The sequence below is a fragment of the Paraburkholderia sp. MM5496-R1 genome (assembly GCF_050436205.1).
Classification (GTDB): Bacteria; Pseudomonadota; Gammaproteobacteria; order Burkholderiales; family Burkholderiaceae; genus Paraburkholderia; species Paraburkholderia tuberum.
In genome coordinates, this window is record NZ_JBNDLT010000003.1 from 1,921,907 (window position 1) to 1,936,262 (window position 14,356).

Sequence of the window (14,356 nt, forward strand, 5' to 3'; positions counted from 1 at the left end):
CGATTCACGCAACAACAACGCGACCGGGTACGCCCGGCGCACACAAAACCACCAACCATTTGAAGCGACCGCAGCATCGGCTTTTGCGCCACCGCCGGTACGCGAAGGAGACGCAATGAAGTTGAAATCAAGCAGCGCTGTCGTGTTGGCCGTTTTCGCCACCGCGGCTCATGCGCAGTCGTCAGTGACGCTTTATGGCGTAGTCGATACGGGGCTGCTGTATCAGAGCACATCGGCCGCTACCTTTCTGCCGCACGCGCCGAACACGGGCAAAATTTATCAGCTGAAGGACGGCGGTATCTATTCGAGCTTCTGGGGTATGAAGGGAAGCGAAGACATCGGCGGCGGCTACAAGATCAACTTCAAGCTGCAGGGTGCGTTCAACACCACGAACGGCAAGTTCGGTCTGTCCGACACGCCGGGCACCACGGCGATCTTCAACCAGTTCGCGACGGTCGGCGCATCGGGGCCGTTCGGTACCTTCGACGCCGGCCGGCAGATCATTCCGATGATCTACGCGATGGCGGAAACCGACGTCCGCGGCGCGCAGTATTTCGGCAGTGTTCTGACCGCGTGGCTGGGCATCAATCAGGCGGCCGGCTGGCCTGGCACGAGCACGAACGCGCCGATCGGCGCGCTGTACGACAGCAACGCGCTCGTCTACAACTCGCCGAAATTCCATGGCGCGTCGCTCGCGCTCGAGTACGCGCCGGGCGGCGTCGCCGGTCAGTTCCAGGGCGGTACGCGCGAGTCGGCCGTGCTCAAGTATTCGAACTACGGTCTGAATCTGTCCGCGTTGTATTACAACGGCCACGATACCAACCCGTACCCGATCACCTACCCGGCGGCGCCCGCTATCCCCGCGACCGGGCTTGCGAACAACCGTTTCTACTATTTCGGTGCGTTGTACACGATCGCCGGATTTTCGGTGTCGGCCTCGTACGGCGCCGGCAAGAACCCGGCCCATACCAACACCGCGGACTTCGAAATGATCTCGGGGGGCCTCGGCTACCAGTTCAATCCGCGTTTCAAGATCACGTCCGGGTACTACTACCTGAAAGACAAGAACAACTCGGCGAACCATTCGGGCGAGTTCGCCGTGGGCGCGGAATACAACCTGTCCCGGCGCACCAAGGCTTACGCGCAGGTGGGTTATGTCAACAACAGGGGGACCATGAACCAGACCATCGTCTATGGCGCCCCGGTTGCGCCTGGCGTGTCCACCACGGCGGCCATGGTCGGCATCCGCCATAACTTCTGATTACGTCGCCTATAACAACTGGAGTATTCGATGAACAGCATTCAGGCACGCGCGTTGGCGATTGCCATATTGATTCTGGCCGCGTCGAGCAACGCATGGTCGCAGTCGGGCCAGACGGCTGATATGACTCCGCTTGTCAAGAGGGGATCGGTTTTGGGTTTTGAGCTGCCATCTGAATTTCCTGAGGGCGACGTAGCAGTAAATCTCGACGGTGGATCATGCTGATATCCGCGGGTTGGTTACCGCATTACAGAAGTCCGCCCAGCGAGCCTGCCGCTATCTAGTGCCGCAAGTCGAATCAAATCCGTTGCCTAACCGTCTCGCGGGTTGCTCGGGTGCCGGGCTACGCCGCTTTCAGGAAACTCTTGCTCGGGTGGTGAGGTTGATTTACTTGTTGCTCAAGGGTTCGGTCACGCCATGCGCACCTCGGGCCGTACGGAGAGCGACATGGCGAGCTGGCTGATGTCCCAGATGAAACCGGCGAGTTCGCGAGCGACCGCGACCACCGCAATATTCTTCTGCTTGCCGCGCGCGAGGAGCTTCCGGTAGCGTCGGCACAGGCGCATCTGCGCGTCCCAGGCGCGGTCAACGATGGGCTTGGGGATGCCTTCGTGGCGGCGCTGGATTTCGGGGCTCACGCGGGCCGGATGCTGGTAGCTCCAGGCCGCTTCCACCAGCAACTTTCTTGCATAGCTGTTGCCGTTCTTGGTGATGCTGCCCTGACGGCGCTTGTCGCCCGACGAGTGTTCGGATGGCGTCACCCCCAGCCAGGCCATCAGCTGGCGCGGGTGGGCGAAGCGTGACAGATCCCCGAGCTCAGCGAGCATGCCCACTGCCGTGGTGAACTGCACGCCGCGCATCGTCTGCAGGCCCAGCACGGCAGGATAGAATCGCCAGTTGACGACAGCCTCGCGCAACGCGGCCTCCAGCCGGTCGCATTGCGCCAGGCGATCCTCGATCGTGCGCCGATACTCCTCGAACGCCAGTTGCTGCCAGACGCTGTCGAAAGCATAGGCGCTGAGCCAGCGCCGGTGCGCAGGTCCCCAGTCGGCGCGGCCGGCATAGCGCACGCCATGCAAGAGCAGAAAGGCCTTCAGCCGTTGCCGCGCACGCTTAAGATCGTCCTTGGCGCTGACCCACGCGCGAGCCAGATCGCGGAATGCTTCGTCTTCCACGCTTGGCACGTACACCGCTGACAGGTCGCCGGCGCGCAGCGACCGCACCAGCTTGATCGCATCACGCCGGTCAGTCTTGACCCGATCGCCCGGCTTTTTCGGAATCAGCGACGGCGCGCACACCAGGCAGTCGAATCCCTTCTGCACGAGCTGACGATAAAGTCCATAGCCGCACGGGCCCGCCTCGTAGACGATGCGGATGTGCCGCGCCTTCGATTGCAGGCGCGTACACAGCCGATCAATATCCGTCTTCGTCGTGCCAATCTTGCCGAGCAGTTCGACCTCGCCTGTGCCCAGCGCATAGGCAACCGTGATCGAATCCTTGTGAACGTCGAGCCCTACGTACAGTGTGATATCTTTTTCCACGCTGGCCTCCGTGATGGATATCGCCGGGTGTGGCCCTGTCCACACCGTGCGGCTCTGGCAGAAATACTAACCCGCGTTTGAGTCCTCGCGGCGGGCCAGCCTCTACCTCGCGGAGTCATACTGACTAGTGCAGCTTCGGGCGCACCCGCGATGTCAGCTAGCGCAGCCGCTCCCGTCAGCTCGAGGCAAGCCAATCGCGCGCTGCGTCGGCAGGTGTATGCCGCGATCGGCAAGCACAAGGAGATCAGCGCCGGCAATATAAGCGTCATCGCAAAAGGCGGCGCGGTGACGCTGAGCGGCACGGTCACCGAGGTTTCCCAGATCAATCAGGTCGCGGAGATCGCGAAGGGTGTTCCGGGGGTGACTTCGGTGACCAACAAGCTCACGGTGGAAAAGCCGTTCGGCGGGATGTAAAAAGAGCTCACGCATCGGGGGATTAAGCGCGAGGAGCCCAATATAACAATCCACTAGCTGTCGAACAGCGCCCTGTAACGGCGCTGCATCTCTTCAGGCGTGAGCGCTTCGATCTGCGCGCCGAGCATCCATTCGTGGCCGAATGGATCGCGCACGGTCGCCGAGCGCTCGCCATAAAAATGATCGGTTAGCGGGCGGACCACGGTTGCGCCCGCTGCAACCGCTCGTGCGAACAGCTCGTCGACGTCGTCGCAGTGGATATGCAGCAGCACACTCGGCCGGCTGTCGCCGGTCGGTCCGAGCATGTCGTGCTCGGGATATTCATCGGACAGCATCACGGTCGCGGGACCGATCTTCACTTCGGCATGACCGATGCGGCCGCCTGGCTCGGTCAGGCGAAACTGCTCGACGCCGCCGAATGCCTGCGCGTAGAACTCGATAGCCCGTGCGGAGTTGCGCACGCGCAGATAGGGGTAGAGCTCGTGGATCGCGTTCATCGTCACCTCCTGGTGGTGGGCGAATATGGGTTGGCGGACATAATAGTCTGCCCCGATCCGCTAAGCGGTCGCTTGGCTACCCACGGGATTCCATCGCCTTTTGACCAACGATGAATCGAGGTCGCTAGCGCTGCTCCTTCTGAATCAAGCCGCACCTGAATCGCGTCACATTTGTCACTCCCATCATTCGATGTCCGGCGGCCTAAACTACCCCATCATCAGTAGCGAGCGATGCCCGGTGAGCGAATCGCCTTCCGACCCGAACGCACAGGACATCGCTCTAACCCGGAGGTTACGATGACGACGATCAAGTCACCTGAGAAGCGTGGGAAAGATGGACAGCTTGCCATGAAGACACCACCGATTGTGTCGCGGCAAGAGTGGGAGGCCGCGCGCGAGCAGCTGCTCGTCAAGGAGAAAGCCTTGACACGTGCCCGCGATGCGCTGGCCGCCGAGCGACGGCGGATGCCATGGTTTGCCGTGGAAAAAACGTATGCGTTCGACGGCCCGGAGGGCAGGGTAAGCCTGCTCGACCTGTTCAACGGCCGCCGCCAGTTGGTCGTCTATCGCGCCTTTTTCGAGCCCGGCGTGCACGGGTGGCCAGAGCATGCGTGCATTGGCTGTTCCCTGGGGGCCGATCAGGTCTCCCACCTTGCCCATTTGCACGCTCGCGACACTACGCTTGTGTATGCGTCCCGCGCGCCGCAAGCCGATATCGCGCGGCTGAAGACCCGGATGGGCTGGGAGATGATCCCCTGGTACACCATCACCGATAGTTTCGACGCCGACTTCGGCGTGGACGAATGGCACGGCCACAACGCGTTCATCCGGGACGGCGAGCGGGTGTTCCGAACGTACTTCATTAACGGCCGTGGGGACGAGGCGATGGGCACGATCTGGAGCTACCTTGACATGACGGCGCTCGGGCGGCAGGAGACGTGGGAGGATTCGCCGGAGGGCTACCCGCAGAGCCGACCGTACAAGTGGTGGAACTGGAACGACACTTACGTCCCCGGCGCGGCTCCCGATCCGAAGTGGGTCGAGGTGTCAGATGCCGGAGAGGCTGCGTTTCGGAAACGCGACGACTAGCGCCTGACGAATCATCGATCCCTGTCGTTTCTCCGTCCGATGCTGCAGCCTGCGGGCAAACTGTGAAGCGATGCCCGGATGCGGATAAGCAGTATCGCGGTACGTTCGATGTTTGAAATCGCGTCGTCGTATTGAGCGCGCTCGTGGAACGGCGGTGCGCCAGCCACGAATCCAGGCGGAGATTACAATGACAGAGTCGTTACGGCATCCTATCGGTTCAACCGCTTCGTTTCCCCGCTTACGAGGGCCGCACTCCAATGAACGCATCCGAACGTATCGACGAACTGCTCGCGGGACTCACCGACTGGCGCGGCGCGACCTTCGCTCGCATCCGTCAATGCGTGCTCGCGGCGGACCCGGCGATCGTCGAGGAATTCAAGTGGATGGGTAGCCCGGTCTGGTCGCGCGACGGCATGATCGCGGTCGCCAACGCCCACAAGGGCAAGGTCAAGCTGACCTTCGCGCATGGCGCGGGCCTGGCCGACCCGGACGGCTTGTTCAACGCAGGCCTCGAAGGCAACGCGCGGCGCGCCATCGACTTCTTCGAGAGCGACGGGGTCGACGAGCGCGCACTGAAAGCGCTGGTGCGCGCCGCAATCGACTATAACCAGAATCATCTGAAGCAGAACATGCGCGGCGCACTACCGAAAGCCGGCCGTAAGCGGGCGTCTGGCGACGCCTGAGGCCGGCACAGTCTGCTCGCCAGCCCCGCCGCGCCGCGAACCCCGGTGGGTCGATACCAGAATTGATATCGATATCACCCAAAATATAATTGGAAAGATATCAACTCGCTCCGTACACTTCACCATCCACCCCTGGACACTGAGCGGCAACCTTGCGCCGTAGCGCCGGGCGGGCCGCTTCAGTCAAATTGGCCGGTGAGGGGTCCCGGCACATGCATCAAGGACCTAGTATGTCGGAAAAAAAGCGGAAATTGCGCTCGGCCGAGTGGTTCGGCACGGCTGACAAGAACGGCTTCATGTATCGAAGCTGGATGAAGAATCAGGGCATTCCCGATCATGAGTTCGACGGGCGTGCCGTGATCGGTATCTGCAACACGTGGTCCGAGCTGACGCCGTGCAACGCGCACTTTCGCAAGCTCGCCGAGCACGTGAAGCGTGGCGTCTATGAAGCGGGCGGCTTCCCGGTCGAGTTCCCGGTGTTTTCCAACGGCGAATCGAATCTGCGTCCGACCGCGATGCTCACGCGCAATCTCGCGGCGATGGATGTCGAGGAGGCAATCCGCGGCAATCCGATCGACGCGGTCGTGCTGCTGACCGGCTGCGACAAGACGACCCCCGCGCTGCTGATGGGCGCGGCGAGCTGCGACGTGCCGGCGATCGTCGTGACCGGCGGCCCGATGCTGAACGGCAAGCTCGACGGCAAGAACATCGGCTCTGGCACCGCGGTGTGGCAGCTGCACGAATCGCTGAAGGCCGGCGAGATCGATCTGCATCAGTTCCTGTCGGCCGAGGCGGGCATGTCGCGCTCGGCGGGCACCTGCAACACGATGGGCACCGCGTCGACGATGGCCTGCATGGCCGAGGCGCTCGGCACGTCGCTGCCGCACAACGCGGCGATTCCCGCGGTCGACTCGCGCCGCTATGTGCTTGCGCATATGTCGGGAATCCGGATCGTCGAAATGGCGCTCGAAGACCTGAAGCTGTCGAAGATCCTCACGCGCGAGGCGTTCGTCAACGCCATTCGCGTCAATGCGGCGATCGGCGGCTCGACCAACGCGGTGATTCATCTGAAGGCGATCGCAGGGCGCATCGGTATCGATCTTGATCTCGACGACTGGGTGCGCATCGGCCGCGACACGCCGACGATCGTCGACCTGATGCCGTCGGGCCGTTTCCTGATGGAAGAGTTTTATTACGCGGGCGGCCTGCCGGCCGTGCTGCGCCGGCTCGGCGAAGGGAACCTGCTGCCGCATCCGGACGCGTTGACGGTCAACGGCAAGTCGCTGTGGGACAACGTGAAGGATGCACCCAACACCAACGACGAAGTGATCCGTCCGCTCGACAAGCCGCTCGTCGCCGATGGCGGCATCCGCGTGCTGCGCGGCAATCTCTCGCCGCGCGGCGCGGTGCTGAAGCCGTCGGCGGCGACACCCGAGTTGCTCAAGCATCGCGGACGCGCGGTCGTGTTCGAGAACCTGGAGCACTACAAGGCGCGCATCGTCGACGAGACGCTCGACGTCGACGCGAATTCGGTGCTGGTGATGAAGAACTGCGGGCCGAAGGGTTATCCGGGCATGGCCGAAGTCGGCAACATGGGCCTGCCGCCGAAGCTGCTGAGGCAGGGCGTGAAGGACATGGTGCGCATTTCCGATGCGCGCATGAGCGGCACCGCCTACGGCACCGTGGTGCTGCACGTGACGCCGGAAGCGGCGGCCGGCGGCCCGCTCGCCGCGGTGCAGGACGGCGACTGGATCGAGCTCGATTGCGACGCGGGCACGCTGCACCTCGATGTCAGCGACGCGGAACTCGAGCGCCGTCTCGCGCAGCATGTGCCGCCCCCGCCGCCGGAAGGTGGCGGCTACCGGCGCCTGTATATCGATCACGTGCTGCAGGCCGATGAGGGTTGCGACCTCGACTTCCTCGTGGGGTGTCGAGGTTCCGCGGTGCCGCGGCATTCGCACTGACGCGCCGTTGCAACGGCAACGGCTCGGCCCATGACCGTGCGGGCGATGCATTCGTGCATCGCCCGCATTTTTTTATGACCTGTGGTTGGCGTTTGCGGCGCAGCTGCCTTGGAAGGTGCGCCGCTAATGGCTATTGGCCGAGGTTGTCGACCGCGTCGAGCACGAGTCCGAAGAACTCGTTCGCCGCGGCCGGATTCAGCCAGCGCACGACCACGGTCATGCGCCGCTCCGGTTCGACCCACGTGAACGAACTGCCTGCGCCGACACCGAAATAGCTCGACTCCGGCACGTTCGGGAACACCTTGCGCCCGGTGTTGAGCCACACGAGGTAGCCATAGAACGGCGCGATCGCGCACGGCGTGCGCATGCGCGCGATCCATTCGGACGACAGCACGCGCTGGCCGTTCGCGACGCCGTCGTCGAGCAGCATCTGTGCGACCTTCAACTGATCGTTCGCGCTGACCGATATACCGCCGCCCCAGTGCGTGCCGCCCGGCACCGACTGCATGCGTCGCCCGTCGATTTCGACCCACGCATTGTCGTAGCCGACCCATTGCCAGTTTTCGCTCGCCCCCGAAGGCCGCATGATCGCTTCGCGAAACACCTCGGGCAGCGGCTGACGGAACAGATGCAGCAGCGCGAGCGAGAACTGGTTGATGCGGACGTCGTTGTATTCCCAGTACGTGCCCGGCGGTTGCGGCGGACGCAGATCGCCTTTTTTGCCATCGGGCGGCGCGGCGAAATTGACCGCACGGTAGTGATCCGCCTGATCCGACAAACCGAAGTACGTGCCGCGCCATTCGCTCGTTTGCTGCAGTAGATGCGCCCAGCTGATCGGCGCGTTGTGTTCGTCGTCGAAGCCGATGTCGGGCACGCGCACGCGCACCGGTTCGTCGACGTCGGGCAACAGGCCGCGATCGTGAGCGACGCCGGCCAGCAGCGCGAGGTACATCTTCGCGACACTGAAGGTCAGGTCGGCGCGATCCGGTTCGCCCCAGCTCGTCAGCACGCGGCCGTCGACGGCGATCGCGCCCGACACCGGCCCGCGATCATGCACGGGACCGAGCAGCCTGTTCCACGGCGGCGGGTCGTTTACGTGCACCCCCCATGCGCCACCCACATGGCGGTCCCAAAGCGATTCATGATCCACCGCGAACTGCACGGCTTGCTGCAAACGGTCTTGCATGGATAAGTTCCTGTCGGTTCAACGAAGCCCGCGAGGCAGAGACTCAGCGTGCGTGCAGTCGCACGCGTGCCCACATCACGGTGAAAAGGCTGAGCATGGCCGCGAGCATCAGATAGAGTCCGGGCGCGAGATTATTGCCGGTCGCCGCGATCAGCGCGGCAACGGCGAGCGGCGTGAAGCCCCCGAACACGGTGGTGCCGATGTTGTAGCCGAACGCCATGCCGGTCGTGCGCGTGCGGGTCGGGAACAACTCGGACATCAAGGCCGGAATCGGCGCGAAGTAGGTCGCCTTCAGCAACGCGACCCACGTGACCGCGGCAAGCAACGAGCCGAGCGACGGGCGCGCGTTCATCAGCACGAAGGCGGGATACACGGTCGCGAAGAACAGCACGCCGGCACCGAGCATGATGCGCACGCGGCCCACCTTGTCGGACAGATGACCGACGAGCGGCGTGAGCATCATCATGATCAGACCGGCCGCGAGCGTCGCGATGAAGCCCGACGACGGTGCGAGTCCGAGCTGCCGCGCCGCGTAGGTCGGCATGTAGAGCAGCATGTAGTTGGCCGTGGTGGTCAGCACGAGCACGCCGATCGACACGAGCACCCGTTCCTTTTGCGTCGCGAGCAGTTCTCGCACCGGCGCGGCGGATTTTTCCGTGCGCTCGAATTCCGGCGTTTCGTCGATGCGGCGGCGAATGTAGAGCCCGACCGGACCGATCAGCATGCCGAACAGGAACGGAATGCGCCAGCCCCAGCCTTCGAGTTGCACGGTCGTCAGCGTGCTCGTCAACACCGCGCCGAACAGCGACGCCAGCACCGTGCTCGCGCCCTGGCTCGAGAACTGCCAGCTCGCCATGAAGCCTTTGCGCTCCGGCGCATGTTCGATCAGAAACGCGGTCGAACTGCCGAACTCGCCGCCCGCCGAGAATCCCTGCAACAGCCGCGACGCGAATACGCCAATCGGCGCGAGCACGCCGATCGCCGCATAAGACGGCATCAGCGCGATCATGCTGGTGCCGAGCGTCATCATCGCAATCGATAGCGTCAACGATGCCTTGCGGCCTTTGCGGTCGCTGAACGAGCCGAGCGCGAGCGCGCCGATCGGTCGCGCGAGATACGACAGCGCGAAGGTGCCGAGCGTGAGCAGCAGCGATACGGTGCGGTCGTGCACCGGAAAAAACGTGCGCGACAGCACGGCCGCGAAGTAGCCGTACACGACCAGATCGTAGAACTCCAGTGCGTTGCCGATCGAGGTCGCGAGAATCAGCCGCGATACGCTCGAGCGCGAAGTGTGCCGCGCGAGCGCGTCGGCGGTGGTGACGGAGTCCATGCTCATGACGAAGTCCTCTGGCGGCATTGGGAGGCGCGCCGGCAGTGTCGCGTGAGCGGCGCGGGCGCGGGATCGAAGCGTGTGACCCGATGTTGGGGTGGACGATATTTATAGACAATTACAATATTTGGCAGATATCGTTGCCGAAACGGCAAAGCGGAATCGAGCTGACCCAGCTATTCGATATCGCATGCAGTCTCGAAGGCCTCGCGTTCGATCCGGCGTTCGTCGAATTGCTGACGGGCGCGATCGAGAATCCGGCGTTGCTCGACCGATTTCGCGCCGCAAAAGAAAAAGCGCCCCGCAGGGCGCTTTCCATCGATTCAATCAGGCAGGGAACACAGGTGTTCCCTGCCGCGAACCGTCTGCTTAGAACTTGTGACGCAGACCGACACGGAACGCCAACTGGTTGTCGGCGCCGACGCCCGACGTGCTGAAGTAGCTCGTGCTCGAACCGATCTGTGCCTGCAGATCCTGCGTGCCGTTGCGGCCCGACGCGATCTGATAGATGCCGAGCACGTACACGTCCGTGCGCTTCGACAGCGCGTAGTCGCCGCTCAGGTCCACCTGGTTCCAGTGACCGACGTTCGCGCCGCTCAGGTGCATGTACGTGTAGCCCGCGCCTGCCGTGATAGCCGGCGTGACCGCGTACTTCGCGCCTGCTTCGTAGGCGGCGAACGTGGTCGACCCACCCGAGATCGGTGCGAGGCGCGTGTTCGTGTACAGGGCCCACAGCGTCGCCGGGCCGAATCCGTAACGGCCGCCAACGCCGAACGTGCGCAGATCCTGGATCTGGTCGTTGCCGATCGTCGGGAAGCTGACGTTTGCCAGCGAAGTCGAGAAGGCCGGCGATGCCTGGCCCGGATAACGGATGTCCGTGTACGCCGCGCCGATACCGAACGGGCCGTTCGCGTAGTTCGCGCCGAAGCTGTAAGCGCGCGACGAACCTGCCACCGGGGCAGTGGACGTGCCCGTACCCGGCGTGCCGGCAAAGCCGCCTGCCGTGTTCGAGAAGCCGTACATCGCGCCGAAGGTCAGGCCGGAGAAGTTCGCGCTGCTGAACTTGACCGAGTTGTTGATACGGCTCGACGTGAGCTGGTCGACGTCGTTGATGTGGTAAGCGTAGTTGCCCGCGACGGTCTGGCCGCCGGTCGCGTAGTTGGAGCCGAGGTAGTCGGTCGAGAACGAGTACTGGCGACCGAACGTCAGCGAGCCGACGTTGTTCTGCGACACGCCGACGTACGCCTGGCGCCCGAACATCGCGCCGCCCTGGCCGGCGGTGCCGTTCCCGCTGTTGAAGCCGTTTTCCAACACGAACAGCGCCTTCAGGCCGTTACCGAGGTCTTCCGTGCCACGCAGGCCCCAACGGCTGCCGTTCGCGACGCCGTCGTCGTACTTGGTCAGGCTGCTGTGGCCGGTGGCCGTCTTCGAGTTGTTCACGTAGCTGATACCGGCATCGATCAGGCCGTACAGCGTGACGCTGCTTTGTGCGTGAGCGGCGGAGGCGAAGACGGCAAACGTAGCGGCGGTCAGGATTTTCTTGTTCAAAATACTTCTCCGGGTTAGCAAATTTTGGCGATCGCGACGCGCTGCTCTGCGGCAACGTCGCGCGATGGCCGGCAATTTAAGGGAACGCTGAGTAAGGTCTGTGACACTGAAAAATTATTTTCACGGTGTCGTGTCGACGCGACACTTTGCGTGTGCACCGGAGGCAGGTGTATCGGTGGCGGGGCGGGTCGGTCGACCCTGGAGTGAGGCTGGACGCGTGGCAGCGAATCGCCCGCCTGGCGGCGGGCGATCGGTTATTTCAGCTGGTGCGTGAAAATTCAGTTACATGGCCGGCCGCGACAGCAGCGACGGTCGCAGCGGCTCTGGGGTCAGTTGCTCAGCAACGAGCCGCTGCGGAACGGCGTCTGGCCGGCGATGCGCGCGAATTCGAGGCCGGCCGTCGCGAAACGCGCGAGATGCCGCGCGTACAGCACGCCGGCCACGGTGTTTTTGATCGTGACGACGCGGTCCGTCAACGGATCGACGATATCCGCGATTTGCTGGCCCACGTCCACCCACGTGCCGACCTCGCAGCGATAGACGAGCACACCGCTGATCGGCGCGACGAGCGGCTCGGCGCCCGCGAGCGGCGTCGCCGCGAATTCGAGCGCCGGCATCGGCGCCGGCTCGCCGTCGACCACGCCGCGCGAGGTCAGATACTCGATGATCGCCTGCGCGTCTTTTTCCGCGAGTTCGTACGACACATCGCGCTGGCCGCGCAGCTCGATCGTGACCGAGATGCCGCCGTTCGGGATCGGGAAGCGCTCGCCGAAACGGCCGCGCAGATCCGACCAGCAGAAGCTGTGGATTTCGTCGAACGGATTGCCGACCGAATTCAGCGCGAGCAGCGACGCCTTCGCGTCCAGGTAGCGCGCGAGCGGCTCGACTTCGGGCCACAGGTCCGGATTGGTGTACAGGTGCATCGCGGCTTCCCAGTCGCAATGCAGATCGAGCACGACGTCGGCGTCGTACGAGAGCTTTTGCAGCGCGAGGCGTTGCGAGCCGAGTTCGGTGGTCGGCTGCTGCGCGTCGAGCGCTTCGCGCATCGCCGTGCGGATGGCGGCGCGGTTCGCGTCGATGTCGCTGGTCAGACGCGATTCGATGAACGGCTGCACGAGTTCCGCGAGGTCGTAGAAGTTGCGGTTGAAGTTCTGCGCGCTGCCGGTTTCGAAGCGGCCGAGCATCTGGCCGAGCAGATGCTGATTAAGGCCGATCGGATTCGGCACCGGCACGACCACGACTTCGCCATGCAGCTTGCCCGCGGCTTCGAGCGCGGCCAGCTTGCGGCGCAGCGACCACGACACCAGCATCCCGGGCAGTTCGTCCGCATGCAGGGACGACTGGATATAGATTTTCTGGCCGCCGCCGGGACCGTAGTGGAAACTCGTCAGTTCACGGGCGGTGCCAAGCGACGGGGCAATCAGCGGATGGGTCTGGGTTTGCATGGTTTTGGCTTCGCGGCCCGTTCGGAGCAGCCGCGCTAGGTGGTTGATTGCAAGGGGAAAGATGCGCGCCGGCAGCGCGCGTGGTCCGCATGCGCGGACTGCGGCAACCTGTCTCAGGGGAGCCGCGTCTCGCACGATCTTAGCCGATATGCCACACGATGTGGCTTGATGCGGCTAGATGTGGAGCCGCAAAACAAAACGGGCTCCGCGTCGCGGAGCCCGTTTCGGACAAGCTGCCGGCGCGCCGTGCGGCGCGCGTGGGCGATTTAGCTGCCGTACACGTCGAAGTCGAAGTACTTCTTCTCGATCTTCTTGTAGGTGCCGTCCTTGATCATGTCGGCGATCGCCTTGTCGACCTTCACCTTCAGATCGGTGTCTTCCTTGCGCATGCCGATGCCGGCGCCATTGCCGAGGATCTTCGGATCGTCGAGGTCCTTGCCGACGAACGCGAAGCCCTTGCCGCGCGGCGTCTTCAGGAAGCCCTGGTCAGCCTGCACCGCGTCTTGCAGCGCTGCGTCCAGACGGCCCGAGATCAGGTCGGCGTAGACCTGGTCCTGGTTCTGATACGCCACGACTTTCGCGCCCGCCGGTTCCCAGTAGGTCTTCGCGTAGGTTTCCTGGATGGTGCCCTGTTCGACGCCCACCGTCTTGCCCTTCAGCGATTCAGCGGTCGGCAGGATGCCCGAGCCCTGCTTCGCGACGAGGCGCGTCGGCGTATTGAACAGCTTCGACGAGAAAGCGATCTGTTCGGCGCGTTGCGGCGTCATCGACATCGACGACAGCACGCCGTCGAACTTCTTCGCCTTCAGTGCCGGGATCATGCCGTCGAAGTCGTTTTCCACCCACACGCACTTCGCACCGACGCGCTTGCAGATTTCGTTGCCGAGGTCGATATCGAAGCCAACGAGCTTGCCGTCCGCGCCTTTCGACTCGAACGGGGGATAGCTGGCATCAACACCAAAACGGATCGTCGACCAATCTTTAGCGTGTGCGCCAATCGAGACGGTGGCAAGCAGAGCAACCGTCAAAGCCGCTAGCAGTTTTTTCACTGTTTTTACTCCTCGGTGTAGTTCAATTACACCCTCGGCGGTTGTGCCGCCTTGGGACGCCCGGCGCGTCTCGCAAACGGGCTTCTGGTCAGGATGCAAGCCGGGGTGGCCTGCAACGCGCGCCAAGCTTATCAGTTCAAAAATATTGGGAAGCTAGTAAAACACCGGATGGCGCGGGAGGAGGCCCTCTAGAGCAACGCTTGCGCCCCAGCCGGTGTGACCGGATCGTACACCGTTGGTAGGGTTTGCGTAACGCGGATGCAATGCACGAGCGGTAATACGAAGGGCCGGCGAGCGTAATCGACTGGGATTTACGCCGGTTTTCTCGCGAGTTCGCCGAAAACCGGTT

At 63.4% G+C, this 14,356-nt stretch carries 12 protein-coding genes and 1 pseudogene; 6 read left to right on the forward strand and 7 right to left on the reverse strand.

Translation table 11 applies throughout. The annotated features are described in order from the left end of the window. The first annotated feature begins 115 nt into the window (after positions 1-115). The gene (locus tag OKW38_RS35080) at positions 116-1,261 is read left to right on the forward strand and encodes a porin (RefSeq protein ID WP_429365184.1); all 1,146 of its coding nucleotides are present in this window, start codon (positions 116-118) and stop codon (positions 1,259-1,261) included. A 30-nt stretch (positions 1,262-1,291) separates the two neighbouring features. Further along, positions 1,292-1,486 carry a hypothetical protein gene (locus tag OKW38_RS35085; RefSeq protein WP_429365185.1) on the forward strand — a complete coding sequence of 65 codons (195 nt, stop codon included), beginning with the start codon at positions 1,292-1,294 and terminating at the stop codon, positions 1,484-1,486. 185 nt (positions 1,487-1,671) lie between these two features. On the opposite strand, the gene OKW38_RS35090 is transcribed toward OKW38_RS35085, so the two are convergent. Continuing rightward, on the reverse strand, positions 1,672-2,802 hold the full coding sequence (locus OKW38_RS35090) for an IS110 family transposase (RefSeq protein ID WP_090803864.1): 1,131 nt from the start codon (positions 2,800-2,802) through the stop codon (positions 1,672-1,674). Between the two features lie 126 nt (positions 2,803-2,928). On the opposite strand from OKW38_RS35090, the pseudogene OKW38_RS35095 reads away from it, so the two are divergent. Further along, a pseudogene (locus OKW38_RS35095) lies at positions 2,929-3,216 on the forward strand (BON domain-containing protein); the annotation flags it as partial. A gap of 53 nt (positions 3,217-3,269) precedes the next feature. Here the strand turns inward: OKW38_RS35095 and OKW38_RS35100 are convergent. After that, the gene (locus tag OKW38_RS35100) at positions 3,270-3,713 is read right to left on the reverse strand and encodes a VOC family protein (protein ID WP_429365186.1); all 444 of its coding nucleotides are present in this window, start codon (positions 3,711-3,713) and stop codon (positions 3,270-3,272) included. A 297-nt stretch (positions 3,714-4,010) separates the two neighbouring features. Between OKW38_RS35100 and OKW38_RS35105 the strand changes: the two genes are divergently transcribed. The 3 genes from OKW38_RS35105 to OKW38_RS35115 all read left to right on the forward strand — a co-directional run bounded on the left by OKW38_RS35105 (position 4,011) and on the right by OKW38_RS35115 (position 7,449). Beyond that, a complete protein-coding gene (locus tag OKW38_RS35105; RefSeq protein WP_429334185.1) occupies positions 4,011-4,802 on the forward strand; it encodes a DUF899 domain-containing protein in 792 nt (263 codons plus the stop codon). A 257-nt stretch (positions 4,803-5,059) separates the two neighbouring features. Further along, a complete protein-coding gene (locus OKW38_RS35110) occupies positions 5,060-5,485 on the forward strand; it encodes a DUF1801 domain-containing protein (protein WP_429365187.1) in 426 nt (141 codons plus the stop codon). A 230-nt stretch (positions 5,486-5,715) separates the two neighbouring features. Continuing rightward, on the forward strand, positions 5,716-7,449 hold the full coding sequence (locus OKW38_RS35115) for an IlvD/Edd family dehydratase (protein ID WP_429365188.1): 1,734 nt from the start codon (positions 5,716-5,718) through the stop codon (positions 7,447-7,449). 130 nt (positions 7,450-7,579) lie between these two features. Here the strand turns inward: OKW38_RS35115 and OKW38_RS35120 are convergent, their stop codons facing one another. The 5 genes from OKW38_RS35120 to OKW38_RS35140 all read right to left on the reverse strand — a co-directional run bounded on the left by OKW38_RS35120 (position 7,580) and on the right by OKW38_RS35140 (position 14,007). Next, positions 7,580-8,635 (reverse strand): serine hydrolase domain-containing protein, encoded by a 1,056-nt coding sequence (locus tag OKW38_RS35120; RefSeq protein ID WP_429365189.1) that lies wholly within the window; start codon positions 8,633-8,635, stop codon positions 7,580-7,582. A 43-nt stretch (positions 8,636-8,678) separates the two neighbouring features. Then, positions 8,679-9,971: an MFS transporter gene (locus OKW38_RS35125; protein WP_429365190.1), complete on the reverse strand. Its 1,293-nt coding sequence runs from the start codon at positions 9,969-9,971 to the stop codon at positions 8,679-8,681. Positions 9,972-10,334: 363 nt separating this feature from the next. Beyond that, positions 10,335-11,513: a porin gene (locus OKW38_RS35130; RefSeq protein ID WP_429365191.1), complete on the reverse strand. Its 1,179-nt coding sequence runs from the start codon at positions 11,511-11,513 to the stop codon at positions 10,335-10,337. 329 nt (positions 11,514-11,842) lie between these two features. After that, positions 11,843-12,958 carry a succinylglutamate desuccinylase/aspartoacylase family protein gene (locus OKW38_RS35135; RefSeq protein ID WP_429365192.1) on the reverse strand — a complete coding sequence of 372 codons (1,116 nt, stop codon included), beginning with the start codon at positions 12,956-12,958 and terminating at the stop codon, positions 11,843-11,845. Positions 12,959-13,224: 266 nt separating this feature from the next. Next, positions 13,225-14,007, reverse strand: a complete 783-nt coding sequence (locus OKW38_RS35140; protein WP_184039263.1) for an ABC transporter substrate-binding protein — start codon at positions 14,005-14,007, stop codon at positions 13,225-13,227. Positions 14,008-14,356: the final 349 nt, after the last annotated feature.